Source organism: Klebsiella sp. RHBSTW-00484, from assembly GCF_013705725.1.
Lineage (GTDB): Bacteria > Pseudomonadota > Gammaproteobacteria > Enterobacterales > Enterobacteriaceae > Klebsiella.
The window spans coordinates 5865366-5889456 of the sequence record NZ_CP055481.1 but is presented as its reverse complement, the minus strand read 5'-3'; the positions used below and the strand labels follow the sequence as shown (position 1 = coordinate 5889456).

Here is a 24091-nt window from a genome sequence, read left to right as displayed (position 1 = left end):
ATTTGCCTGGCGGCGACAGCGCGGTGGTCCCACCTGACCCCATGCCGAACTCAGAAGTGAAACGCCGTAGCGCCGATGGTAGTGTGGGGTCTCCCCATGTGAGAGTAGGGAACTGCCAGGCATTAATTTAGTGAAGAGCCCATCCTGACGGATGGGCTTTTTGCGTTTTTATTGTATTTAAAAAAACCGGATGTCAGCTTTGCCTCATCCGGCCTTGCATATTACTCGTGCACTAAATTGAGCAACGGATACGGTTTTCCCAGATCGTCCGTCTCTGAACGCCCCGTCACCTTGAAGCCCATCTTCTTATAAAATCCAACCGCCTGTTCATTCTGCTCGTTGACGTTGGTCGTCAGTTTCGATGATAGCGTCAGCGCATGGTTGATCAGCAATTTCCCCACGCCACAGCCACGGACATCGGGATCGACGAACAACGCGTCCATATGTTCACCAGTAAGAAGCATAAAGGCGATAGGCTCATCTTTCTCCGTCACCGCTACCCACGGTGGTGCTTCGGGCAAAAATGATCTCACTAACTCTTCCAGCTCTACCCTATACTCCTTCGACAGGAAATTGTGCGTTGCATCGACCGAACGACACCAGATCGCAATCAGTTTTTCCCCTTTGTCATGCCGTGAACGGCGGATGTTAATAACCATATGTTCTCCTTTTACCCGTTCTTATATTCTAACTCAAATATCTCCGTGAAACTTTCTCACCCTGAACATGCAGGCTCGACATTCTCCTGATTTCTGGGTATCTTCAGCTGTCTGGATGTCTAAACGTTTATACGTATGCTATGAGGTAATCAAGTTATGCCAATTCGGGTGCAGGACGAGCTACCGGCCGTCAGTTTCTTGCGTGATGAAAACGTCTTTGTGATGACGACAACTCGCGCGACAACTCAGGAAATTCGCCCGCTGAAGGTGCTCATCCTCAACCTGATGCCGAAGAAAATCGAGACTGAGAATCAGTTCCTACGCCTGCTATCGAACTCACCGTTACAGCTTGATATTCAACTGCTACGCATTGATGCCAGGGAATCACGTAACACGCCGACGGAGCATCTGAATAACTTTTACTGTAATTTCGAGGAGATCTGCGATCAAAACTTTGATGGGCTAATTGTTACCGGTGCTCCGTTGGGGCTGGTTGAGTTCAATGATGTCGCCTACTGGCCGCAGATTAAACAGGTTCTTGAATGGGCCAAAGATCATGTCACCTCAACCTTGTTTGTCTGTTGGGCGGTACAGGCCGCGCTCAATATTCTCTACGGGATCCCAAAACAGACTCGTTCCGAAAAAATTTCAGGGGTATACGAACACCATATTCTACAGCCCCATGCCTTATTAACCCGTGGTTTTGACGACTCTTTCCTTGCTCCACACTCACGCTATGCTGACTTTCCGGCGGTATTGATTCGTGACTACACCGATTTAGAGATTCTGGCGGAGACGGAAGAGGGAGACGCCTATCTGTTCGCCAGTAAAGATAAGCGTATTGCCTTCGTGACCGGCCATCCAGAGTATGATGCGAATACCCTCGCCAGCGAGTTTTTCCGCGATGTTGAAGCTGGCCTCGATCCACAGGTTCCGCACAATTATTTCCCACAAAACGATCCGCAGAACAAACCACGAGCCAGCTGGCGAAGTCATGGTAATTTGCTGTTTATCAACTGGCTCAACTATTACGTTTACCAGATCACGCCATACGATCTACGCCATATGAATCCGACGCTGGATTAATCTTCTACATAACACGATCCTAAAGCGTTTCAGCATTTTGCCTCTGGCACCTTCGGGTGCCTTTTTTGTTTTCGAAATCTGCTTCATGTTGTAATTTATTTTTAATTTTATTGTTATCAATAAGTTAATTAACAATTAAATTAAAAATGGAAATTGTTTTTGATTTTGAAATTTAATTGCGTAATCTTAATTGTGCTGAACGAAAACTACACAACGATCTTACGTTCGCGCCAACTGGATCAACCAAGAGGAGCAGCACAATGACGCAGCAGGCGACAATCACTGATGAACTGACTTTCAGTCAGCCCTATGGCGAGCAGGAAAAGCAAATCTTAACGCCTGAGGCGGTGGAATTCCTGAGCGAACTGGTGAGCCGTTTTACGCCTGAGCGCAATAAATTGCTGACGGCACGAATCCAGCAACAGAAGGCAATTGATGATGGCAAGCTTCCTGATTTTATTTCGGAAACAGCTTCCATTCGTAATGGTGACTGGAAAATTCGCGGCATTCCTGAAGACTTACAGGATCGCCGGGTAGAAATTACCGGCCCGGTTGAGCGCAAGATGGTCATCAACGCGCTCAATGCGAACGTGAAAGTCTTTATGGCCGATTTTGAAGACTCGCTGGCACCCGAATGGAGCAAAGTCGTTGATGGGCAAATTAACCTGCGTGATGCGGTAAACGGCACCATTAGTTACACCAACGAGGCTGGCAAGATTTACCAGCTTAAGCCGGACCCGGCATTACTTATTTGTCGTGTACGCGGCCTACATTTGCCGGAAAAACACGTGACATGGCGTGGGGATGCTATTCCCGGCAGCCTGTTCGATTTTGCTCTCTATTTCTTCCACAACTACAAGGCGTTGCTGGCAAAAGATAGCGGTCCTTATTTCTATCTGCCGAAGACTCAGGCCTGGCAGGAGGCCGCGTGGTGGAGTGAAGTCTTTAGCTTCACTGAAGACCGCTTTGAGCTTCCGCGCGGCACCATCAAAGCCACTCTACTGATTGAAACGTTGCCTGCCGTTTTCCAGATGGACGAAATCCTGCACGCCCTGCGCGACCATATCGTTGGTCTGAACTGCGGGCGCTGGGACTATATTTTCAGCTATATCAAAACGTTGAAAAATCACCCGGATCGCGTCCTGCCGGACCGCCAGGTGGTGACAATGGATAAGCCTTTCCTCAGCGCCTACTCGCGATTGCTGATTAAAACCTGCCACAAGCGCGGTGCGTTTGCGATGGGCGGCATGGCGGCATTTATTCCGAGCAAAGATGCTGGGCGAAATAATCAGGTACTGAATAAGGTAAAAGCCGACAAATCGCTGGAAGCTAATAACGGCCACGATGGCACCTGGATCGCCCATCCGGGGCTGGCGGATACCGCGATGGCCGTCTTTAACGGCGTGCTGGGCGAGAATAAAAACCAGCTGTTCGTCACCCGCGATGACGATGCGCCAATTACCGCCGAGCAACTTCTGGCTCCTTGTGAAGGCGAACGAACTGAAGAAGGCATGCGCGCCAACATCCGTGTCGCGGTGCAGTACATCGAAGCGTGGATCTCCGGCAACGGCTGCGTACCGATTTACGGTCTGATGGAAGATGCGGCCACTGCCGAAATCTCCCGTACTTCTATTTGGCAGTGGATCCATCACGAGAAAACCCTGAACAACGGCAAGCCGGTAACCAAAGCACTATTCCGTCAGTGGCTGGCTGAAGAGATGCGGGTGATTCAGGACGAACTGGGCGAACACCGCTACAGCAGCGGGCGCTTTGATGAAGCCGCCCGTCTGATGGAACAAATCACCACTTCCGATGAGCTTATTGATTTCTTAACCCTGCCGGGCTATCGCCTACTGGCCTAATTCACCACATAACAATATGGAGCATCTGCACATGAAAACTCGTACCCAACAAATCGAAGAATTAAATAAAGAGTGGACGAACCCGCGCTGGGAAGGCATTACTCGCCCATACAGCGCCGAAGACGTGGTGAAATTACGCGGCTCAGTCAATCCGGAATGCACCCTGGCGCAGCTGGGCGCGGCGAAGATGTGGCGGCTACTGCACGGTGAAGCGAAAAAAGGCTATATCAACAGCCTCGGCGCGCTGACCGGCGGTCAGGCACTGCAGCAGGCAAAAGCAGGTATTGAAGCCGTATATCTCTCCGGCTGGCAGGTGGCTGCGGACGCTAACCTGGCTTCCAGCATGTATCCGGATCAATCGCTCTATCCGGCGAACTCGGTACCGGCCGTTGTCGATCGGATCAACAACACCTTCCGCCGCGCGGATCAGATCCAGTGGTCTGCGGGCATTGAGCCGAGCGATCCGCGTTATACGGATTATTTCCTGCCGATCGTCGCCGACGCGGAAGCAGGATTTGGCGGCGTACTCAACGCGTTTGAGTTGATGAAATCGATGATTGAGGCGGGTGCAGCGGCCGTTCACTTCGAAGATCAGCTGGCCTCGGTGAAGAAATGCGGTCATATGGGCGGCAAAGTACTGGTGCCGACGCAGGAAGCGATTCAGAAGCTGGTTGCCGCGCGCCTGGCGGCTGACGTCATGGGCGTGCCGACGCTGGTGATCGCCCGAACGGATGCCGATGCCGCCGATTTAATTACCTCCGACTGCGATCCCTACGATCGTGAATTCATCACCGGCGATCGCACGACCGAAGGCTTTTTCCGCACTCACGCCGGTATTGAACAAGCGATTAGCCGCGGCCTGGCCTACGCACCGTATGCTGACCTGGTGTGGTGCGAAACCTCTACCCCGGACCTTGAGCTGGCGAAACGCTTTGCCGATGCGATTCACGCCAAATATCCGGGCAAGCTGCTGGCTTACAACTGCTCGCCGTCCTTTAACTGGCAGAAAAAACTGGATGATAAAACCATCGCCAGCTTCCAGCAGCAGCTGGCGGATATGGGCTACAAGTACCAGTTCATCACCCTGGCCGGTATTCACAGCATGTGGTTCAACATGTTCGACCTGGCGCACGCTTACGCTCAGGGCGAAGGCATGAAGCACTACGTTGAGAAGGTCCAGCAGCCGGAGTTTGCGGCGGCTAAAGATGGCTACACTTTTGTCTCTCATCAGCAGGAAGTCGGCACCGGCTACTTCGATAAGGTGACCACCATTATTCAGGGTGGGGCCTCGTCCGTAACGGCGTTAACCGGTTCAACAGAAGAAGAACAGTTCTGATGATTTCCCCCTCTCCCTCGCTCCGGGGGGAGAGGGATGGGTGAGGGGGAAGATATGACGCGTGGCCTGGAATTATTGATTGCTCAGACTATCTTGCAGGGTTTTGACGCCCAGTACGGGCGTTTTCTTGAAGTAACTTCCGGCGCCCAGCAGCGCTTCGAACAGGCTGACTGGCATGCCGTCCAGCAGGCAATGAAACAGCGCATTCATCTCTACGATCACCATGTCGGTCTGGTTGTCGAACAGTTGCGCTGCATTACCGATGGCAAAAATACCGATGCTGATTTTTTGCTGCGAGTCAAAGAGCACTACACCCACTTGTTGCCGGATTACCCTCGCTTCGAAATTGCGGAGAGTTTTTTCAATTCCGTCTATTGTCGGTTGTTTGACCACCGCTCGCTGACTCCCGAGCGGCTTTTTATTTTCAGTTCACAACCCGAGCGCCGTTTGCGCTCTATCCCGCGCCCGCTGGCGAAAGATTTCTTCCCCGAGCACGGCTGGGACACCTTATTACGCAAGGTGTTATCCGATCTCCCTCTGCGTCTGCCGTGGCAAAACCGGGCGCGTGATATCGGCTATATCACCGCTTGTTTGCAGGAGGCGCTTGGCAGCGAACTGCTCTCCCGGTCACATTTGCAGGTAGCGAACGAACTGTTTTATCGCAATAAAGCTGCCTGGTTGGTGGGTAAACTCGTCACGCCAATGGCGACGCTGCCTTTCCTGCTGCCAATCCATCGTACCGATGAAGGCGAACTGTTTGTCGATGCCTGTCTGACGACGCATGCCGAAGCGAGTATCGTTTTTGGCTTCGCCCGCTCCTATTTTATGGTTTACGCGCCGCTGCCCGGCGCGCTGGTCGAATGGCTGCGCGATATCCTGCCGGGTAAAACCACTGCCGAACTGTATATGGCGATTGGCTGCCAGAAGCATGCGAAAACCGAAAGCTATCGCGAATACCTGCACTATATCTCCCGCAGCGATGAGCAATTTATCGAAGCGCCGGGCATTCGCGGGATGGTGATGCTGGTATTCACCTTGCCGGGATTTGACCGGGTATTTAAGGTAATCAAAGACAATTTTGCGCCGCAGAAAGAGATGACTGCTGCTCACGTGCGCGCTTGCTATCAGTTGGTTAAAGAACACGACCGCGTGGGAAGAATGGCGGATACCCAGGAGTTTGAAAACTTTGTGCTGGAGAAACGGCAAATTGCGCCTGAACTCATGGCCCTGCTCCGAACCGAGGCTGGAGCAAAAATCACCGACCTGGGGGATCGGATCATCATCAGCCATCTCTATATTGAGCGGCGGATGGTACCGTTGAATATCTGGCTGGAGCAGGTGGACGGTCAGGCGTTGCGCGATGCGGTAGAGGAGTATGGGAACGCCATTCGTCAGCTGGCCGCCGCTAATATTTTCCCCGGCGATATGCTATTTAAGAACTTTGGCGTCACGCGTCATGGCCGGGTGGTGTTCTACGATTATGATGAAATTTGCTATATGACCGAAGTGAATTTCCGCGAAATACCGCCTGCACGTTATCCGGAAGATGAGCTGGCCAGCGAGCCCTGGTATAGCGTTTCGCCGGGGGATGTCTTTCCGGAAGAGTTTCGCCACTGGCTGTGCGCTGACCGGCGCATCGGGCCGCTATTTGAAGAGATGCATGCCGACCTGCTGCGTGCTGATTACTGGCGGGCGTTGCAAACACGGATTCGAGAAGGCCACGTGGAGGACGTCTACGCCTATCGCCGCCGCCAGCGCTTTTGCGTGCGCTACGGTACAACCGACCCCTCTCTTTTGCGAGCGGCTTTCCAGGAGTGAATCAGACGGTTTGCGGGGATTTGCTTAGCGCAGTATTGTTGCCGCTAATTGGGGAATAGGGACGAACCTGTCTGAAGATTTTGCTGGAGATATGGGAGCCTTCTTTCTAATATGTCTATATTAGACATTCGAGCCATTTTGGCCAAAAGGAGGGTGTATGCAAGTCATGCCCGCACAACAAGCGAAGAATCAGTTTGGTGATTTGCTGATGAAAGCTCAGCGTGAACCCGTGGAAATCAGTAAGCACGGTAAGCGTGTGGCAGTAGTGATTTCGCCCGAAGAATATGACCAATTTACCCAGTTGAAGCTACAGCGATTGAAGGCTGTTCTGGCTGAATCTATCGCTCAGGCAGATAGCGGTGAATTGCATGGTATTGATGATGTCTTCGGCCCACTGGCATCCGATGAAAAAAACGAAATTTAAGGATAAAGCTAAGGGATGAGCGTCAGGTTTACAACCGTGGCGAAAGAGCATATTCGCGCAATCAGGATTTATTCTACACATCGCTGGGGTAAGGATGTTGCAGAAGCCTACGCCTTGGTTTTACGCGTGACGATGACGGATATCCTTGATAAACACCCCTCTCCTGGTCGCGATCGTAGTGACGATCTTTTTCCAGCAGTACGCAGTTTCCCGGTAGAAAGCCATATTATTTATTACCGGGAAGTTCCAGAAGGCATCATTGTTCTGGCTGTACTGCATGAGAAACAAGATCCGCAAAACTACCTGTAAGTGTAAACACTTATCCCGCATATCGTTGTCAGTCGCAGGCGGGGTCAATCAGGCCACTTCAATAACGGCGAATTCTTCGTACACCAGCTCCATATCCGGCGCCCAGGTGCCTTCGCGCTCAAAGAACGCCTGATGCGCAGATTGCCAGTAAGCCAGGCTCAAATCACCTTCGCCTTCCAGCGCGGCCAGCTCCGCGCTCATTTCGTTAAAACGTATCAACCTGAGCGCCAGGGTGCGTATCACGCATACGGCTTTACCTTTTCCGTCCAGCACAATGTGATATGCCCCTGGTGTCACGGGCGGCAGCTCTTGCTGATAGCTGGCAAGCGAGCCGCAGGTGCCGCGCTTTTTCCCGGCAACGACCAGCGCTGCCAGCTCGTCGGCGAGCTCCGGTGAATCACCGAAAGACCAGCAGAAAGCGGAAGGGTATTTATCCTGCCAGTATGATTTCAGATCGCTCATTTATCGCACTCCTCCATACGCCAGCGTCACTTCTTTCGCCGCCTTAATCGCTAGCGCCCCCAGTTCGGTAACGCGATCGTCAGTAATGCGCGAAATCGGCCCGGAGATAGAAATCGCGGCGAACGGCTCGCGGTGTTCATCATAAATACACGATGCCACGCAGCGCAGGCCAAGCGCGTGTTCTTCATCATCAAACGAATAGCCGCGTTTACGCGTCTGGGCCAAATCCTCTTTCAGATGTACCGGCGACACCAGCGTAGCGTGGGTATAAGCATGCAGGCCTTTACGATGCAGCAGGCTGGTCACTTGCTCTTCACTCAACTGCGACAGAAACGCTTTTCCCGCACCGGAAGCGTGCATAGGCAGCTTGCCGCCAATCGGTGCCGACATACGCATCAGTTGGGTACACTGTACCTGGTCGATGATAATCGCCTGATGATCGCCCTGGTCCAGCACCGCGAGGTTAACCGTCTCGCCGGAATCCTCCATCAGCTGGCGCAGGATGGGATGGACGATAGCCAGCAGGTTGCGGCTTTGCAGGAAGCTGCTGCCGACAACAAATGCATGCGCCCCCACCGACCAGTGTCCTAGCTCGCCAACCTGGCGAACAAAGCCCAACTGCTGCATGGTGGTCAGCAGGCGGTGAGTGGTCGAATTAGGCAAACCGGCCTGCTGGGCCAGCTCGGTCAGCGCGACGCTGCCGTGAGATTCAGAAATCCATTCGAGTAGCTTCAGGCCACGTGTCAGGGACTGAACTTGTCCACCAGCCGGAGTGGCGGCGGGGGAGGCAGGTTTTCTGCCGCGTTTTGCAGGAACGGGGGTAGCCATCGCGGACTCCTTTTTCTGTATCGTGGAAATGATTTTCGTTTTATTTGGCGATAATGCAATCACTACCAGACTGATCGGATGAGTGAAGCTGAACATGTCTCATGTTGCCGTTGTTTTCTTTTCCACCCTCCAGGTTTATGCCAGTATGGTCTGTTGAGTTTTTTCGGTCTGGTTGAGCGTTGTCGGGAGCGAGTGTGAGCAGCAAAGTTGAGCAACTGCATCAGCAGTTAAAAGAACGTATTCTGGTTCTGGACGGAGGCATGGGCACCATGATCCAGAGCTATCGTCTGAGCGAGCAGGACTTTCGTGGCGATCGCTTTGCCGACTGGCCGTGCGATCTGAAGGGCAACAACGACCTGCTGGTTCTCAGCAAGCCGGAGGTGATAACCGCGATCCACGATGCCTATTTTGCGGCCGGGGCGGATATCATTGAAACCAACACCTTCAACTCGACGACCATCGCGATGGCGGATTACCAGATGGAATCCCTGTCGGCGGAGATCAACTTTGCGGCGGCGAAACTGGCCCGCGCCAGCGCCGATGCTTGGACCGCCCGCACGCCGGAAAAACCGCGCTACGTCGCAGGCGTACTCGGCCCGACTAACCGCACCGCGTCTATTTCTCCGGACGTCAACGACCCGGCCTTTCGCAATATCACTTTCGACGGGCTGGTGGCGGCCTATCGCGAATCCACCAAAGCGCTGGTGGAGGGCGGCAGTGACCTGATCCTGATTGAAACCGTCTTCGATACCCTCAACGCCAAAGCGGCGATTTTTGCGGTGAAGGAAGAGTTTGAAGCGCTGGGCGTGGATCTGCCTATTATGATCTCCGGCACCATCACCGACGCCTCCGGGCGTACGCTTTCCGGCCAGACCACTGAAGCCTTCTATAACTCACTGCGCCACGCCGATGCGCTGACCTTTGGTCTCAACTGTGCGTTAGGCCCGGATGAACTGCGTCAGTACGTGCAGGAGCTGTCGCGCATTGCCGAATGCTACGTCACCGCGCACCCGAACGCCGGGCTGCCGAACGCCTTTGGTGAATACGACCTGGACGCCGACAATATGGCGGCGCAAATCCGTGAATGGGCAGAGGCTGGCTTCCTGAATATCGTCGGCGGCTGCTGCGGCACCACGCCGGAACATATCGCCGCCATGAGCCGCACCGTTGAAGGGCTGACGCCGCGCCAGTTGCCGGAGCTACCGGTTGCCTGCCGTCTCGCAGGCCTCGAGCCGCTGAATATCGGTGATGACAGCCTGTTTGTGAACGTTGGCGAGCGTACCAACGTCACCGGCTCGGCGAAATTTAAACGCCTGATTAAAGAAGAAAAATACAACGAAGCGCTGGACGTTGCCCGCCAGCAGGTGGAAAGCGGCGCGCAGATTATCGATATCAACATGGATGAGGGGATGCTCGATGCCGAAGCGGCAATGGTGCGATTCCTCAACCTGATTGCCGGTGAGCCGGATATCGCCCGCGTGCCGATTATGATCGACTCCTCAAAGTGGGAGGTCATCGAAAAAGGACTGAAGTGCATTCAGGGTAAAGGCATCGTTAACTCCATCTCGATGAAAGAGGGCGTTGAGCCGTTTATCCACCATGCCAAAAAAGTGCGCCGCTACGGTGCTGCCATGGTCGTGATGGCCTTTGATGAACAGGGCCAGGCCGATACCCGGGCGCGCAAAATTGAGATTTGCCGCCGGGCGTACAAGATTCTCACCGAAGAAGTGGGCTTCCCGCCGGAAGACATCATTTTTGACCCGAATATTTTCGCCGTGGCGACCGGCATTGAAGAGCACAACAACTACGCCCAGGACTTTATCGGTGCCTGTGAAGACATCAAACGCGAGCTGCCGCATGCGCTGATTTCCGGCGGCGTCTCCAACGTTTCGTTCTCGTTTCGCGGCAACGACCCGGTACGCGAAGCGATTCACGCAGTATTCCTCTACTACGCCATCCGTAATGGCATGGACATGGGCATCGTCAACGCCGGTCAGCTGGCGATTTACGACGACCTGCCCGCTGAACTGCGCGATGCGGTTGAAGATGTGATTCTGAACCGCCGCGATGATGGCACTGAACGTCTGCTGGATCTGGCGGAGAAATATCGCGGTAGCAAAGCCGACGAAAGCGCCAACATCCAGCAGGCTGAATGGCGTTCGTGGGAAGTGAAAAAGCGTCTCGAATATTCGCTGGTCAAAGGCATTACCGAATTTATCGAGCTGGATACCGAAGAAGCCCGTCAGCAGGCCGCGCGCCCTATCGAGGTCATCGAAGGGCCGCTGATGGACGGCATGAACGTGGTCGGCGATCTGTTTGGTGAAGGGAAAATGTTCCTGCCGCAGGTGGTGAAATCTGCCCGCGTGATGAAGCAGGCGGTGGCTTATCTGGAACCGTACATTGAAGCCAGCAAAGAGAAAGGATCCAGCAACGGCAAGATGGTGATTGCGACCGTGAAGGGCGACGTTCATGACATCGGCAAAAACATCGTCGGCGTGGTGCTGCAATGTAACAACTACGAAATCGTCGACCTTGGCGTGATGGTTCCGGCAGAGAAAATCCTCCGAACGGCGAGAGAAGTGAACGCTGATCTGATTGGCCTTTCCGGGCTGATTACCCCGTCGCTGGACGAAATGGTCAACGTAGCGAAAGAGATGGAGCGCCAGGGCTTCACCATCCCGCTGCTGATTGGCGGTGCGACCACTTCGAAAGCGCATACGGCGGTGAAAATCGAGCAGAACTACAGTGGTCCGACGGTCTATGTGCAGAACGCCTCGCGCACCGTAGGTGTCGTCGCGGCGCTGCTCTCCGATACCCAGCACGATGACTTTGTCGCCCGCACGCGTAAAGAGTATGAAACCGTGCGTATTCAGCATGCTCGCAAGAAACCGCGTACCCCACCGGTGACCCTGGAAGCCGCGCGTGATAACGATCTGGCCTTTGACTGGGCAAGCTACACGCCGCCAGTGGCCCATCGTCTGGGCGTGCAGGAAGTCGAAGCCAGCATCGAAACGCTGCGTAACTACATCGACTGGACGCCGTTCTTTATGACCTGGTCGCTGGCCGGGAAATATCCGCGCATTCTGGAAGATGAAGTGGTCGGCGTTGAGGCGCAGCGACTGTTCAAAGATGCCAACGATCTGCTGGATAAGCTGAGCGCTGAAAAATCTCTTAACCCGCGCGGTGTGGTAGGACTATTCCCGGCAAACCGCGTCGGCGACGATGTGGAAATTTATCGTGATGAAACCCGCACTCACGTGCTGAACGTAGGGCATCATCTGCGCCAGCAAACGGAGAAAGTCGGCTTTGCTAACTACTGTCTGGCGGATTTTGTCGCCCCGAAATTGTCAGGGAAAGCGGACTACATCGGCGCGTTCGCGGTAACTGGTGGTCTTGAAGAGGACGCGCTGGCCGATGCTTACGAGGCGCAGCACGATGACTATAACAAGATTATGGTGAAGGCGATTGCCGACCGTCTGGCGGAAGCCTTTGCCGAATATCTACACGAGCGCGTACGTAAAGTGTACTGGGGCTACGCGGCGAACGAGAACCTCAGCAACGAAGAGCTGATCCGTGAAAACTACCAGGGGATCCGCCCGGCGCCCGGTTATCCTGCCTGCCCGGAGCACACCGAAAAGGCGACCATCTGGGAGCTGCTGGAAGTGGAAAAGCACACCGGTATGAAGCTGACCGAATCCTTCGCTATGTGGCCCGGAGCCTCGGTCTCCGGCTGGTACTTCAGCCACCCGGACAGCAAGTACTTCGCGGTAGCGCAAATTCAGCGCGATCAGGTAGAGGACTACTCGTTGCGTAAAGGGATGAGCGTGGCGGAAGTCGAACGTTGGTTAGCCCCGAATCTGGGGTATGACGCGGATTAATTCGCCAATCAGTTATCTTTCCTTACAACTAACAGGGCGCTCAATGAGCGCTCTGTCTCTTTATTGTGTTTAAACCCTTATACTGAAACAAGGTTTGTGGGCGCTGCTTGCAGGATGGTGGCGTAAACGCCTTATCCGGCCTACGGGAGAATCTTTTGTAGGCCTGATAAGCGTAGCGCCATCAGGCATGATGCCGACGCCTTGAGCCTCTGGAACCGATAAATATAAGGAGAAGCTGATTCCGTGTTAACTCTGCTACACCTGCTTTCTGCCGTCGCCCTGCTGGTGTGGGGCACCCATATTGTTCGCACCGGCGTGATGCGCGTCTACGGCGCACGCCTGCGAAGCGTTCTGAGCAGCAGCGTGGAGAAAAAGCCGCTCGCCTTCTGTGCGGGCATTGGCGTCACCGCGCTGGTCCAGAGCAGCAATGCCACCACCATGCTGGTCACCTCTTTTGTCGCCCAGGATCTGGTGGCGCTGGCCCCCGCGCTGGTGATGGTGCTGGGTGCTGATGTCGGTACCGCGCTGATGGCGAGGGTGCTGACCTTCGACCTGTCATGGCTTTCGCCGCTGCTGATTTTTATCGGCGTGATTTTTTTCCTCGGGCGCAAGCAAACGCGCGCGGGCCAGCTTGGGCGCGTGGGGATTGGCCTGGGGCTGATTCTTCTCGCACTAGAGCTGATCGTACAGGCGGTGCATCCCATCACCCAGGCCAACGGCGTGCAGGTGATTTTCGCCTCGTTGACCGGCGATATTATGCTGGATGCGCTGATTGGCGCGGTATTCGCGATCATCAGCTATTCAAGCCTGGCCGCGGTGCTGCTGACCGCGACGTTAACCTCGACCGGTGTGATTTCGTTTCCGGTCGCGCTGTGCCTGGTGATTGGCGCTAATCTCGGCTCCGGGCTGCTGGCGATGCTCAATAACAGCGGAGCGAATGCCGCCGCGCGCCGCGTTGCGCTTGGCAGCCTGCTGTTCAAGCTGGTGGGCAGCCTGATTATCCTGCCGTTTGTTCATGTACTGGCCGAAGTGATGCATAAGCTGCCGTTAGCGGAAGCTGAGCTGGTTATCTACTTCCACGTCTTCTACAACCTGATCCGCTGTATCGCCATGGTGCCGTTCGCTGAGCCGATGGCCCGCCTCTGTAAGCGTTTGATTCGCGACGAGCCGGAGCTGGACGCGCGACTGAAGCCGAAGCATCTCGATACTTCGGCGCTGGATACCCCCGCGCTGGCGCTGGCCAATGCCGCTCGTGAAACGCTGCGTATTGGCGATGCGATGGAGCAGATGCTGGAAGGTTTGCGCAAGATCATGCACGGTGAGTCGCGTGAGGAGAAAGAGCTGCGGCGGATGGCGGATGACATTAACGTGCTTTATACCGCGATTAAGCTCTATCTGGCGCGCATGCCGAAAGAGGAACTGGCGGAAGAGGAATCCCGCCGCTGGGCGGAGATCATCGAAATGGCGCTCAACCTGGAGCAGGCTTCGGACATTGTCGAGAGAATGGGTAGCGAAATCGCCGATAAATCTCTGGCGGCGCGGCGTGCTTTCTCCATGGAGGGGCTGAAGGAGCTGGATGGGCTGTACGATCAGTTACTGAGTAATCTACAGCTGGCGATGTCGGTCTTTTTCTCCGGTGACGTGCCGAGCGCCCGTCGTCTGCGGCGTAGTAAGCATCGTTTTCGCATTTTAAACCGTCGCTATTCGCATGCCCACGTTGACCGCCTGCATCAGCAAAACGTGCAAAGTATTGAAACCAGTACGCTGCATCTGGCGCTACTGGGCGACATGAAGCGTCTGAACTCGCTGTTCTGCTCGGTGGCCTATAGCGTGATGGAGCAGCCGGATGAGGACGATGAGCGGGATGATTATTGATAGACGAGGCTACCTCAAAATCCCCGGCTTACGCTGCGCTTAGCCGGGCTACGGGGTTGAGTTGTCTGATGGTTTTGTAGCCCGGACAGGTGCGCAGCGCCGCCGCCGGGAAAAGTGAGATCGAGGGATCAGAAACGATGCCCGGCGTTAAGGGTTACCGCCTCTTCTCCCGCCCTGAACACCAGAGTCGGGTTCGGGCCGCCGAGGGTCGCGTGGCCCTGCGTCACCTGAATCCAGTTGCCTTCCGGCAAGCCGATAATTGTCAATTCCGGCGCAACCACCAGCAGCTCGCGAATGCGCTGTTCGCGGGTTTCGCCTTTATGGCCTTCCGGTAGGGCGTTGGTGAAATGCGGGTTAATTTGCAGCGGGAACAGCCCCAGCGCATCAAAGCCCTGAGGGTCGACAATCGGCATATCGTTAGTGGTGCGGATGGTCGGGCAGGCAAGGTTAGCCCCCGCGCTCCAGCCGACGTACAGCGCGCCGCGCTTCACCACATCCACCATCGGTGCCAGCAGGCCGCGCTCGCGGCACTCTTTCAGCAACTGGAAGGTATTACCGCCGCCAACGATAACTATCTCTGCGTTTTCAATCGCCGACACCGGGTCAGCCACGCTGTGAATACCGGTGACCGCCACGCCCATTGGGCCGAAGACGGCGGCGGTTTTCGCGGTGTAATCGTCCCAGGTTTGCGTCACCCCGGCGAAAGGAATAAATACCGCAGAATGGCGACCGTTTAGCTGCCCGGCAATCGTCGGTAGCGCATGTTCCATCCAGGCTTTGCCCGGTAGCGTTGAGTTACTCAATAACAGCAGTTCCATCATTTCTCCATTCAGCCAGATAATTCGTCGGTTGCGGATGTTAGCATAGCTTATCATTCTGCTTACTGACGTGGCTCACGCTATAATGAGCTTAACGTGGAAGATAAGCCGCCATAAACACCTCGACGGCGCGCGCCGTAACCTGTTGCACTTCTTCATCGCTAACGCGGTCCTGCTGACGGAATAAAAACCGGTCCATTAGCTCTGCTTGCAACAACGCGCTCAAGTGCAGCGCCGTAATGCGCGGATCGGCATGGCGCAGCAAACCATTCTCCATGGCGAGAGATAAAAAATCGGCGATCAGCTGCTGAACGCGCAGGATGCCGCGCTGATAGATCAGATCGCCCAGCTTGTTGTTACCGGAACCGGCAATCGCCAGCCGCTGGTTGGATTGCACATCCGGAGAGTAGATAAAGTGCAAAAAGCGCTGACCAAACTGATTCAGCGCGAGCGTAATGTCGCCGCGCTCCAGCATTGATGGCTCCACCAGCTTGAGCACCGCGGAGAATTCTTCTTCGCACAGGCGCGACATCACTTCAAAAAATAGCTCATCTTTTGACGCAAAATGGTTATACAGCGTGGCCTTAGAGCCGCCGACGCGGGCACAGATTTCCGCCATTGAGGCCCCTTCATAGCCCAGTTCGCGGAAGACCTGCGTAGCTTCATCGAGGATATTTTGTCGTTTTGCTTCGGTTCTGGTGTTTTTCATAATTGGCGACCGGCTGAGAAAAGAAAGGGCTGTTCAATTTTATCACGACTCTGATACACTCCAAAACTGTACCGTACAGTACAGTTCAATATCAGGATAGACATAATTATGGAACAGGATGCCTTACCTTCATTTTTTACACGCTCTGCCAGCCGCAGAACGCTGATACCGCTGGTGGCAGCGCTGTGGCTGGTCGGCTGCGCGCAGCTACCGGATGCACCGCCTAAGGCGGAACTCAAAGCCGTTGAAATCTATGGGGCGAGTACGCTGCCGCTGAATGCGCAGGCGGTCTGGCCGACGCAGCAGTGGTGGCGTAGCTACGGCGACAGCCAGCTCAATACGCTCATTGACGAGGCGCTGGCAAACTCCCCCGATATGACCATTGCCGCCGCGCGTTTGCGCAGCGCCGAGGCCAGAGGCCAGCAGGCGCAATCGGCACTGCTGCCGCAGCTCAGCGCTTCGGCGACGGCTAGCCAGCAGCGTCAGTCCTACAACTATTTGCTGCCGCGAGAAATGTCGCCCATTGGCTGGAAAGAATATGGCCAGACGACGCTCGACCTGTCGTGGGATCTGGATTTCTGGGGCAAAAACCGCGCCTCTCTGGCGGCGGCGACTTCGGTGATTGAGGCGACCCGCGCGGAACAGTATCAGGCGCAGCTGGAGCTGTCCGCAGCGGTCGCGATGGCGTATGCCAATCTGGCGCAATACTACGCCGAACGCGACAGCGTAGCGGAGGTGGTGGAGGCGCGGCGTAAAACAGCCGAGCTGTTTGATAAACGCTATCACAATGGTATGGAAACACGCTCGGCCTTGCATATTGCCCAGTCGCGGCTGGCCGCCGCGCAGGGCGAGCTACAGGTGCTTGATGAGCGTATCCAGCTTACGCGCTATCAGCTTGCAGAACTGCTGGGGGCCGGGCCGGATCGCGGACTGGCCATCAAACGGCCGCAAATTAATTTGCACAACGTGCGCGGCCTGCCGCAACAACTTCCTCTTAACCTGCTGGGTCGTCGCCCGGATATCGCCGCCGCCCGCCTGATGGCACAAGCGCAGGATAGTCAGGTTAGCGCGCATAAAGCGGCGTTTTACCCCAACATCAACCTGTCGGCGTTTATCGGCTTCCAGGCGCTGGGACTGGATAACCTCATCGAATCAGGATCGAAATTCGGCAACGCCGGACCGGCTATTTGGCTGCCTATTTTCAGCGGTGGTCGCCTGCGCGGCGAGCTGCGCGGCGCGATGGCCGAGTACGATATCGCCGCCGCCCGCTACAACGCTACCGTCACCCATGCGTTGCAGGAGGTGGCGAGCGCGGGGCTGAGCCAGAAAGCCCTGACGGCGCAAATTGCCAGCGCGCAGACGGCGGCAACCGAGGCCAGCGAGGCCTGGCGGGTGGTAAGCAAACGATATGAAGGAGGTCTGGCGACGTACATCGATGTGTTGTACGCCCAGGATTCGGTACTGGAATGTCAGCGTCGGCTTGCCGTGGTGCAGTCGCGCGCCTTCTCTGTTGATGTCGCGCTACAACGCGCGCTGGGTGGCGGCTACCAGCAGCCGCAGGATGAAGAAGCAAAAGGATCTGATGATGTCTAAAACCCCAAACGTAAGCCAACAACGACGTAAAGCACAGCTGATGCTGCTGGCTGGCGTAGTTATCATCGCCGGGGCGCTATCCGGCGGATACTGGTTTTTGTACGGCTCGCATTTTGTCGCCACCGATAACGCCTATGCGGCGGTGGAAATTACCCAGGTGACGCCGTCTATTGGCGGAACGGTCGGTGAAGTGCTGGTCAAGGATACGCAGATGGTGAAAAAGGGCGACCTGCTGGTGCGTATCGACCCCACCGATGCTCAACTGGCGAAGGCCCAGGCGGACGCGGAGCTGGAAAACACTATCCGACGGGTGAAGGGCTACTTCACCACTGACAGTAACCTCCATTCGCAGATTCAGGCCCGCGAAGCCGATGAACTGCGGGCGGCGGCGCAGTTGGCGGTCGCGAAGGCCGATTTTTCTCGCGCCAGCATCGACCTGAAGCGGCGTAAAGCGCTGGTGGCCGATGGCGCAGTATCCGGCGATGAGCTGACTCAGGCGCAGAACGCCTGGGATAGTGCCAAAGCCCGGCTGGCGGCGGAGCAGGCGGCGGCCAGCCAGGCGAAAGCTAACCGAGCGTCGGCGCTGAGCGCGCGGGAAACCAACGCCGTGCGGATCAGTGATACTACCGTAGATAACCATCCGGAAGTGGCGCTGGCCCGCGCGCGCCGCGATCAGGCCGCCGTCGATTTGGCGCGTACTGAAATTCGTGCGCCGGTCGAAGGCATTATTGCTAAACGTCAGGTTGAACCAGGGCAGCGCGTGCAGGCGGGGATGCCGCTGATGACCGTCGTGCCGGTCCATGAGATGTACGTTAACGCCAACTATAAAGAGGTGCAGCTAACCAACGTCCGCGTCGGCCAACCTGTGGAGCTGCATGCCGATCTGTACGGCAGCTCCGTGACCTATCACGGTGTGGTGGAAGGCTTCTCCGGCGGCTCCGGCTCAGCGTTTTCAGCTATTCCAGCACAGAACGCCACCGGCAACTGGATCAAGGTTGTTCAGCGCCTGCCGGTACGTATCAAGCTTGACCCGATCGAGCTGGATAAGCATCCGCTGAAGGTGGGGCTGTCAATGCACGCCGAAATCGACACCCGTGGGCGCTGATGGGGGATGGTATGAATCAGTCTCTTGCAGAGCCGCAGATCCAGCCGTTGACCGGTGCCGCGCTGTGGTTCGCCGCGATTATCCTGGCGACGGCCAACTTTATCGCCGTGCTGAATATGACCATCGCCAACGTGGCGGTGCCGCATATCGCCGGTGCCCTGGGGGCCGCCAGCAGTCAGGGCACTTGGGTGATCACCGCCTATGCAGTAGGAGAGGCGATCACCGTACCGCTGACCGGCTGGCTGGCGTCGCGCTTTGGTTCGGTGCGGGTATTTATTACCTCGATGGTGCTGTTTGGCGTTTTCTCCATCATTTGTGGTATTTCCGGCTCCATTGGCATTCTGGTGGTGGCGAGGGTCTTTCAGGGGCTGAGCGGCGGCCCGCTGATGCCGCTGTCGCAGACGCTGCTGATGCGCATCTTCCCGCGTGAGAAGGTCTCTGCCGCGATTGGCCTATGGTCAATGACGACAATGGTTGCGCCAGTGATTGGGCCGATCCTCGGTGGTTATCTTTGCGATGACTTCAGCTGGTCGTGGGTCTTCTTCCTCAACGCACCGATTGCCGGGATCAGCGCCTTCTTTGCCTGGAACCTGCTGAAGCGCTATACCGATAAGCTGTCGCGCAGTGGCATTGATATGGTTGGGCTGGTCCTGCTGGTGGTATGGGTGGGCGCGCTGCAACTGATGCTGGACGAGGGGAAAAACCTCGATTGGTTCTCATCAAATACCATTATCACCCTCTGCGTTGTGGCAGTAGTGGGGTTTGTGGCCTTTCTTATCTGGGAGTGGCACGAGGAGACGCCGGTGGTGGACCTGCGGGTTTTCCGCCATCGCGGTTTTTCGGTCAGCGTGCTGACCATCAGCCTGGCGTTTGCCGCCTTCTTTGGCGTAAACGTGCTGACGCCGCTGTGGCTGCAAAACTTTATGGGCTACACCGCAACGCAAGCAGGGTTTGCCACCGCCTGGACCGGGGTCAGCTCTTTCCTGATCGCGCCGCTGGTGGCGATGGCTGCCGGTCGTTTCGACCCGCGTAAGCTGGTGTTCTGGGGCGTGCTGTGGATGGGGGTGGTTTCATTTTGGCGCGCCATCGCCAACACCGATATGGCGTTCTGGGATGTCTCCCTTCCGCTGCTGGTGCTCGGGTTCGCGCTGCCGTTCTTCTTTATCCCGACCACCACTCTGGCGCTGGCCAGCGTCGAGGAACGGGAGATGGACTCCGCCGCCGGGCTGATGAACTTCCTCCGTACCCTCTCAGGCGCGTTTGCCACCTCGCTGGTGACCACCGTCTGGGATAATCGCATCACCTATAACCACGCCGAGCTGGTTGGATTAACCGACAGCGACGGCAGCGTACGCGAGATGCTGACCCACAGCGGGATGCCGGTGGATGCGGTGAATCAGGCCATTGAGGGTTTGATTGTCGGCCAGAGCTCGATGCTGGCGACCAACCAGATGATGATCGGTATCGGCATCGCGTTTGTGATCGCCGCCAGCGTTATCTGGCTGGCGCCGCGCCCTTCACGCGTTGTGGAGGCCGGCGCGGGCGGGCACTAAGTCTTACCTTTACGCTAAACCCCGGCGCAATCTGATCGTTTGCGTCGGAGGTTTAAATATCAAACCCCTTCTGCTTTAACTCTTTTCTGATAATTCGCTTAATCCAGGCTGATACCGTGGCGTCGCCATCCATAGCGATGGCTTTCAATATCCCGGCTTCCAGCTCTGGCTCAACGCGCAGCGCGATTTGTTTATTGCCTTTCTTCTTAAACTCTACCGTGGACATGTGTCTGACACCTGTTTTATATTGATACTTGTAAGACAAATGTAATTCAACTGTCTTGCAAAAACAACGAAGCCCGGCAGTGCGCGAGCACATACCGAGCTTCTGACCACCACATTATACGAGGTAATGCCATGGCTGCTGCTAATCGTACCACTAACGCCTGCCCCGAGTCTTTCTCCACGATCCCCGATGCTAATCTGCTCCATTTCCCGCTTGTATACCCGTCATACTTCAAGTTGCATGTGCGTTGGCTGCGTTCGTTCACCCCAGTCACTTACCTGAGTAAGCTCCTGGGGATTCACTCACTTGCCGCGTTACTCGGCCTATGGCCTCGCCCCTTCGGGGCCAGCGCAAGCGCTGTTCAAGGCACAAGTGCCTTGTCCTGCAACTCGAATTATTTAGGGTATAGACGCGATCCATCATCTCGATTTTAGCCCGCTAACCCCAGAGGAAAATCTGGCGCTCTCTTTTGGCTGCGAGGAGTGTCTGGCGGGGTTGTGCCACACGCTGCATTTTCTGGGTGACAGCCTTGTCACGGTGGCTAACGAAGATCCGGTGCCTTTTTCCGCCGAAAGCGTATGCCAGTTGGGGCATAGCCTGGCCTGCATCAGCCAGTTGATTCCTGCGCTGGCGCTGCTGGAAGCGAAGGCAGATCGGCAAGTTTTTGCCAACGACTCTCTGAGTTAATCTGGAAAGCGCCTCGCAGACTGACTCTTCGGGGCGTGTTACCCGTCTGGAAATACGATAAGTTTGAGAGGAAGAAATGTTATCTGGAGAGCCTATTATGCAAAAAGATACGCGAGAAGAAGGGGCACCAGCGGATGAAGCGTCCGGGTGGCAATGGGAAAATCAGCGTTCGATTGATGCCATTAACCAGTGGGTGGCTGAAAATGGCTCATTTAGCGATTTCCAGCGATCGTTTTAACTATGTCTCCCCCGGTGGCGCTGCTGTATGACCGGATACATAGGTGACAGATCAGACCGGGAACATAGGTAACACTTTTTAGTCTATCCGGAGCACACTCTGGTTTTTTTGGTCATAGTACGCAAGCGTTATTCCATTAAAGATGATGGCTTCCAGGCCATCATCTTGTTCTTTCAGCATAATGTACTCGTCAGTCAGCGCTTCACTCAGGAACACCGCCCCCTTTTTACCCATATAAAGTGTTCCCCTCGATTTCACCCTGTAGACCGTGCCTCCTGCCGGATACACATATTCCGGAACACTGCCATCCCATTGTCGGCCCGACGGTTGCCACACCGTTCCGGGCGTTGCGCCTGCCAGGGCTTCATGCGGCCTCTCGTGGTTAAACTCTTCCCGGTAGTCACTGAACCACCGCTGTTGTTCTGCCATCGTCATGAAGGTGTTGCCATATTTCACCGCACTTTTCAGGGAGCGATGCATTCGCTCATGGCGGCCATTTTCTTCCGGATGACCCTTTCTGATACGTTCCGGTCTGATGCCCAGCTTGATTAGCCAGACGGCAAGACGGCTTAATCCGGCTATACCTGTTCCCGCAAAGGGTTGACCGTTATCAGTTCTGAGGACTTCCGGCAGGCCATATTCCAGGAACGCATCAGTCAGGCACTCTCTGACAAAGGATTCACTCTCCCGGAATGTTCCACGGCAGCTCAGCAGATATCGGCTGTGATTGTCGGTCAGAGTGAAGGGATGGCAGTACTCTCTGCTCAGCAACCTGAACTTGCCTTTAAAATCAGCGCTCCAGACCTGATTGTTCTCAGTGATGAGGGTCAGGGGCTGGCGATTACCCGGTGTTCTGCGTTTTCTCTTTTTATCCGGGACCAGGCCTTCACGCTTGAGGATATCGCCGATAGTGCTGGCAGCAGGTACGGTAAAATCGACATGGTGATTGAGCAACCACATCCGCAGTTTTTTAGGCCCCCAGTCAGGGTGTTTTTGACGCAGGGCAGTCAGATGCCCGACGATATCATCAGGAACAGTCCGGGAGTGGGAGTGGGGAGCGCGTGAGCGGTCAGAGAGAGATGAGAGGTCAGAAGGGTCAAAACGTTCAAGCCATTTATAGCCAGTTTTTCGGCTGATGCCGAAAAGACGGCAAAGAGCAGAGAAGGAGCCCGTACCTGCATGGCAGGCACGGATAAAATCAAGACGTTGCATAGGTCGGGTCTCAGTCCAGGGCATAGTGAGTCTCCTCTTCTATGTCAGTTATAACTGTTACCCATGTATCCGGTCTAAAGTGTTACCCATGTTTCCGGTTCATACCCTGTGCTGACCGGGCTACGCGCCCCCTGCGGTCTGAGGTTTGGTAGCCCGGACAGGTGCGTCGAGCGCCGCCTCCGGGAAATTCCCCGGATAGCTTACTGAGTGTTAACCCTCACCCCAGCCCTTATGTCTTGACCTTCTCCGTTCCGGCGGAGAAGATCCCCGACTGATCATCGGGAGGTTACCGGTGAGCATCACCCAGCCCTGGAGCCCCTGAGCCCGCGGGAGAGATTATGCCCCGGTAACCTGTTTCCCTGTCGCCTCAAGACCGAACGGTATCCTGTGCCCTGAGCACCCACATATAAGGATGGTCCGGCGATAATATTCATAAGGTTACGGAGTACCATGATGAATCTTGTCCCTGTCGGCGTTGATATCGCCAAACTCAAATTCGACGTTGCTGTCCTGCTGCCAAACCAGAAGTACAAAACCAAAAAATTCGCCAATACCCCAGCCGGATGCCGCGAATTTCTGAACTGGCTGGCGCGTTTTGGTCACTGTCATGTCTGCATGGAGGCAACAGGTTGCTACAGCACTGAACTGGCCACCCTGCTGGCCGATAATGGCTGCTGCGTCAGCCTTGAAAACCCGGCACGTATCCATGCGTTCGCAAACACTGAACTGACCCGCAATAAAACGGACAAAAGCGACGCGGCGCTGATAGCGCGCTACTGCGCTCTGTATCAGCCGGCCCCCTGGCATCCTGCGCCGCTGAGCGAACGACAACTGACGGCTCTGGTACGCCACCTGCGTAACCTGGAAGAGATGCGTCAGATGGAGATGAACCGCCTTGAGGCAGCAGATGAAGTCATCGTTCCTTCCCTGAATGAACACGTTACGATGCTGGATGAGCTGATTGAAGAAACCCGCAATAAAATCAACCGGCATATCGATGATAACCCAGACCTGAAGCGGGACCGGGAGCTACTGAAAAGTATCCCCGGAATAGGAGACATGCTGAGTGTGAGCCTGCTGGCGTTCGCAGGAAATCTGCGACGGTTCAGCAACAGCAAGGCACTGGTGGCGTATGCTGGTTTGAATCCTCGTCGTTGTGAGTCAGGGATGTGGAAAGGGAAAAGCAGGCTGTCGAAAGTGGGCCATGCAGAGCTGCGTAGCGCACTGTATATGCCAGCGGTAGTGGCAGGAAGATGCAATAAGGTGGTGAAAAACCTGATGGAAAGGCTTGCAGCCCGGGGTAAGACAGGGAAAGAGCGAGTGTGTGCAGGAATGAGGAAATTACTGCAGCTGGCTTATGGTGTGGTGAAATCCGGGCATGAATTTAACGCTGAAATACCACTTGCAGGATAA

General features: G+C 55.5%; 20 protein-coding genes, 1 rRNA gene and 1 pseudogene. 15 read left to right on the top strand and 7 right to left on the bottom strand.

Features of this window, described 5'->3' with window-relative positions; all coding sequences use genetic code 11:
* Positions 1-5 precede the first annotated feature (5 nt).
* Positions 6-121: ribosomal RNA gene (gene rrf, locus HV213_RS27760) — 5S ribosomal RNA — on the top strand.
* Positions 122-221: 100 nt separating this feature from the next.
* Here the strand turns inward: rrf and HV213_RS27755 are convergent.
* Positions 222-659 (bottom strand): acetyltransferase, encoded by a 438-nt coding sequence (locus HV213_RS27755; RefSeq protein ID WP_181484066.1) that lies wholly within the window; start codon positions 657-659, stop codon positions 222-224.
* 156 nt (positions 660-815) lie between these two features.
* Between HV213_RS27755 and metA the strand changes: the two genes are divergently transcribed.
* The 6 genes from metA to HV213_RS27725 all read left to right on the top strand — a co-directional run bounded on the left by metA (position 816) and on the right by HV213_RS27725 (position 7494).
* Positions 816-1745 (top strand): homoserine O-acetyltransferase MetA, encoded by a 930-nt coding sequence (metA, locus tag HV213_RS27750; protein ID WP_181484065.1) that lies wholly within the window; start codon positions 816-818, stop codon positions 1743-1745.
* A 260-nt stretch (positions 1746-2005) separates the two neighbouring features.
* Positions 2006-3607 (top strand): malate synthase A, encoded by a 1602-nt coding sequence (aceB, locus tag HV213_RS27745; RefSeq protein ID WP_181484064.1) that lies wholly within the window; start codon positions 2006-2008, stop codon positions 3605-3607.
* Between the two features lie 31 nt (positions 3608-3638).
* Positions 3639-4943: an isocitrate lyase gene (aceA, locus tag HV213_RS27740; protein ID WP_181484063.1), complete on the top strand. Its 1305-nt coding sequence runs from the start codon at positions 3639-3641 to the stop codon at positions 4941-4943.
* A 54-nt stretch (positions 4944-4997) separates the two neighbouring features.
* On the top strand, positions 4998-6761 hold the full coding sequence (aceK, locus tag HV213_RS27735) for a bifunctional isocitrate dehydrogenase kinase/phosphatase (RefSeq protein WP_181484062.1): 1764 nt from the start codon (positions 4998-5000) through the stop codon (positions 6759-6761).
* 157 nt (positions 6762-6918) lie between these two features.
* On the top strand, positions 6919-7185 hold the full coding sequence (locus HV213_RS27730) for a type II toxin-antitoxin system Phd/YefM family antitoxin (protein ID WP_181484061.1): 267 nt from the start codon (positions 6919-6921) through the stop codon (positions 7183-7185).
* A 15-nt stretch (positions 7186-7200) separates the two neighbouring features.
* Positions 7201-7494: a type II toxin-antitoxin system RelE/ParE family toxin gene (locus tag HV213_RS27725; protein WP_181484060.1), complete on the top strand. Its 294-nt coding sequence runs from the start codon at positions 7201-7203 to the stop codon at positions 7492-7494.
* A gap of 48 nt (positions 7495-7542) precedes the next feature.
* On the opposite strand, the gene HV213_RS27720 is transcribed toward HV213_RS27725, so the two are convergent.
* Both HV213_RS27720 and iclR read right to left on the bottom strand, forming a co-directional pair.
* Entirely contained in the window at positions 7543-7947 is a 405-nt protein-coding gene (locus HV213_RS27720; protein WP_181486514.1) for an ASCH domain-containing protein, read from the bottom strand.
* Between the two features lie 9 nt (positions 7948-7956).
* The gene (gene iclR, locus HV213_RS27715; protein WP_181484059.1) at positions 7957-8784 is read right to left on the bottom strand and encodes a glyoxylate bypass operon transcriptional repressor IclR; all 828 of its coding nucleotides are present in this window, start codon (positions 8782-8784) and stop codon (positions 7957-7959) included.
* Positions 8785-8978: 194 nt separating this feature from the next.
* Between iclR and metH the strand changes: the two genes are divergently transcribed.
* Entirely contained in the window at positions 8979-12662 is a 3684-nt protein-coding gene (metH, locus tag HV213_RS27710; RefSeq protein ID WP_181484058.1) for a methionine synthase, read from the top strand.
* Between the two features lie 243 nt (positions 12663-12905).
* A complete protein-coding gene (locus HV213_RS27705; RefSeq protein WP_181484057.1) occupies positions 12906-14537 on the top strand; it encodes a Na/Pi cotransporter family protein in 1632 nt (543 codons plus the stop codon).
* Between the two features lie 128 nt (positions 14538-14665).
* Here the strand turns inward: HV213_RS27705 and pepE are convergent, their stop codons facing one another.
* Together pepE and HV213_RS27695 are read right to left on the bottom strand one after the other, a co-directional pair.
* Positions 14666-15355 (bottom strand): dipeptidase PepE, encoded by a 690-nt coding sequence (pepE, locus tag HV213_RS27700; RefSeq protein ID WP_181486513.1) that lies wholly within the window; start codon positions 15353-15355, stop codon positions 14666-14668.
* Between the two features lie 91 nt (positions 15356-15446).
* On the bottom strand, positions 15447-16064 hold the full coding sequence (locus HV213_RS27695; protein WP_181484056.1) for a TetR/AcrR family transcriptional regulator: 618 nt from the start codon (positions 16062-16064) through the stop codon (positions 15447-15449).
* A 108-nt stretch (positions 16065-16172) separates the two neighbouring features.
* Between HV213_RS27695 and HV213_RS27690 the strand changes: the two genes are divergently transcribed.
* From HV213_RS27690 to HV213_RS27680, 3 genes are read left to right on the top strand one after another with little or no spacing between them, the layout of a single operon-like run.
* Entirely contained in the window at positions 16173-17657 is a 1485-nt protein-coding gene (locus HV213_RS27690) for an efflux transporter outer membrane subunit (protein WP_181484055.1), read from the top strand.
* Positions 17626-18762 carry an HlyD family secretion protein gene (locus HV213_RS27685; RefSeq protein ID WP_197975055.1) on the top strand — a complete coding sequence of 379 codons (1137 nt, stop codon included), beginning with the start codon at positions 17626-17628 and terminating at the stop codon, positions 18760-18762. Before HV213_RS27690 ends, HV213_RS27685 begins: the two co-directional genes overlap by 32 nt.
* 11 nt (positions 18763-18773) lie before the next feature.
* Positions 18774-20315 (top strand): DHA2 family efflux MFS transporter permease subunit, encoded by a 1542-nt coding sequence (locus HV213_RS27680; protein ID WP_181484054.1) that lies wholly within the window; start codon positions 18774-18776, stop codon positions 20313-20315.
* Positions 20316-20367: 52 nt separating this feature from the next.
* On the opposite strand, the gene HV213_RS27675 is transcribed toward HV213_RS27680, so the two are convergent.
* Positions 20368-20541 carry a hypothetical protein gene (locus tag HV213_RS27675; protein WP_181484053.1) on the bottom strand — a complete coding sequence of 58 codons (174 nt, stop codon included), beginning with the start codon at positions 20539-20541 and terminating at the stop codon, positions 20368-20370.
* Between the two features lie 495 nt (positions 20542-21036).
* On the opposite strand from HV213_RS27675, the gene HV213_RS27670 reads away from it, so the two are divergent.
* Together HV213_RS27670 and HV213_RS33820 are read left to right on the top strand one after the other, a co-directional pair.
* Positions 21037-21228: a hypothetical protein gene (locus HV213_RS27670; RefSeq protein WP_228288579.1), complete on the top strand. Its 192-nt coding sequence runs from the start codon at positions 21037-21039 to the stop codon at positions 21226-21228.
* Between the two features lie 148 nt (positions 21229-21376).
* A pseudogene (locus HV213_RS33820) lies at positions 21377-21466 on the top strand (type II toxin-antitoxin system CcdA family antitoxin); the annotation flags it as partial.
* A 78-nt stretch (positions 21467-21544) separates the two neighbouring features.
* Here the strand turns inward: HV213_RS33820 and HV213_RS27660 are convergent.
* A complete protein-coding gene (locus HV213_RS27660) occupies positions 21545-22702 on the bottom strand; it encodes an integrase core domain-containing protein (RefSeq protein WP_181482744.1) in 1158 nt (385 codons plus the stop codon).
* A 426-nt stretch (positions 22703-23128) separates the two neighbouring features.
* Here HV213_RS27660 and HV213_RS27655 point away from each other — a divergent pair, with 426 nt between their 5' ends.
* On the top strand, positions 23129-24091 hold the full coding sequence (locus HV213_RS27655) for an IS110 family RNA-guided transposase (protein ID WP_197975051.1): 963 nt from the start codon (positions 23129-23131) through the stop codon (positions 24089-24091).

Excerpts from the sequence above, each read along its gene's own strand:
- aceA (WP_181484063.1), top strand. The coding sequence starts at position 3,639 with ATGAAAACTCGTACCCAACAAATCGAAGAATTAAATAAAGAGTGGACG.
- HV213_RS27675 (WP_181484053.1), bottom strand. The coding sequence starts at position 20,541 with ATGTCCACGGTAGAGTTTAAGAAGAAAGGCAATAAACAAATCGCGCTG.
- HV213_RS27680 (WP_181484054.1), top strand. The coding sequence starts at position 18,774 with ATGAATCAGTCTCTTGCAGAGCCGCAGATCCAGCCGTTGACCGGTGCC.
- iclR (WP_181484059.1), bottom strand. The coding sequence starts at position 8,784 with ATGGCTACCCCCGTTCCTGCAAAACGCGGCAGAAAACCTGCCTCCCCC.
- HV213_RS27690 (WP_181484055.1), top strand. The coding sequence starts at position 16,173 with ATGGAACAGGATGCCTTACCTTCATTTTTTACACGCTCTGCCAGCCGC.
- HV213_RS27755 (WP_181484066.1), bottom strand. The coding sequence starts at position 659 with ATGGTTATTAACATCCGCCGTTCACGGCATGACAAAGGGGAAAAACTG.
- HV213_RS27660 (WP_181482744.1), bottom strand. The coding sequence starts at position 22,702 with ATGCCCTGGACTGAGACCCGACCTATGCAACGTCTTGATTTTATCCGT.
- aceK (WP_181484062.1), top strand. The coding sequence starts at position 4,998 with ATGACGCGTGGCCTGGAATTATTGATTGCTCAGACTATCTTGCAGGGT.
- HV213_RS27655 (WP_197975051.1), top strand. The coding sequence starts at position 23,129 with ATGATGAATCTTGTCCCTGTCGGCGTTGATATCGCCAAACTCAAATTC.
- HV213_RS27695 (WP_181484056.1), bottom strand. The coding sequence starts at position 16,064 with ATGAAAAACACCAGAACCGAAGCAAAACGACAAAATATCCTCGATGAA.
- HV213_RS27725 (WP_181484060.1), top strand. The coding sequence starts at position 7,201 with ATGAGCGTCAGGTTTACAACCGTGGCGAAAGAGCATATTCGCGCAATC.
- metA (WP_181484065.1), top strand. The coding sequence starts at position 816 with ATGCCAATTCGGGTGCAGGACGAGCTACCGGCCGTCAGTTTCTTGCGT.
- pepE (WP_181486513.1), bottom strand. The coding sequence starts at position 15,355 with ATGGAACTGCTGTTATTGAGTAACTCAACGCTACCGGGCAAAGCCTGG.
- HV213_RS27730 (WP_181484061.1), top strand. The coding sequence starts at position 6,919 with ATGCAAGTCATGCCCGCACAACAAGCGAAGAATCAGTTTGGTGATTTG.
- aceB (WP_181484064.1), top strand. The coding sequence starts at position 2,006 with ATGACGCAGCAGGCGACAATCACTGATGAACTGACTTTCAGTCAGCCC.
- HV213_RS27685 (WP_197975055.1), top strand. The coding sequence starts at position 17,626 with ATGAAGAAGCAAAAGGATCTGATGATGTCTAAAACCCCAAACGTAAGC.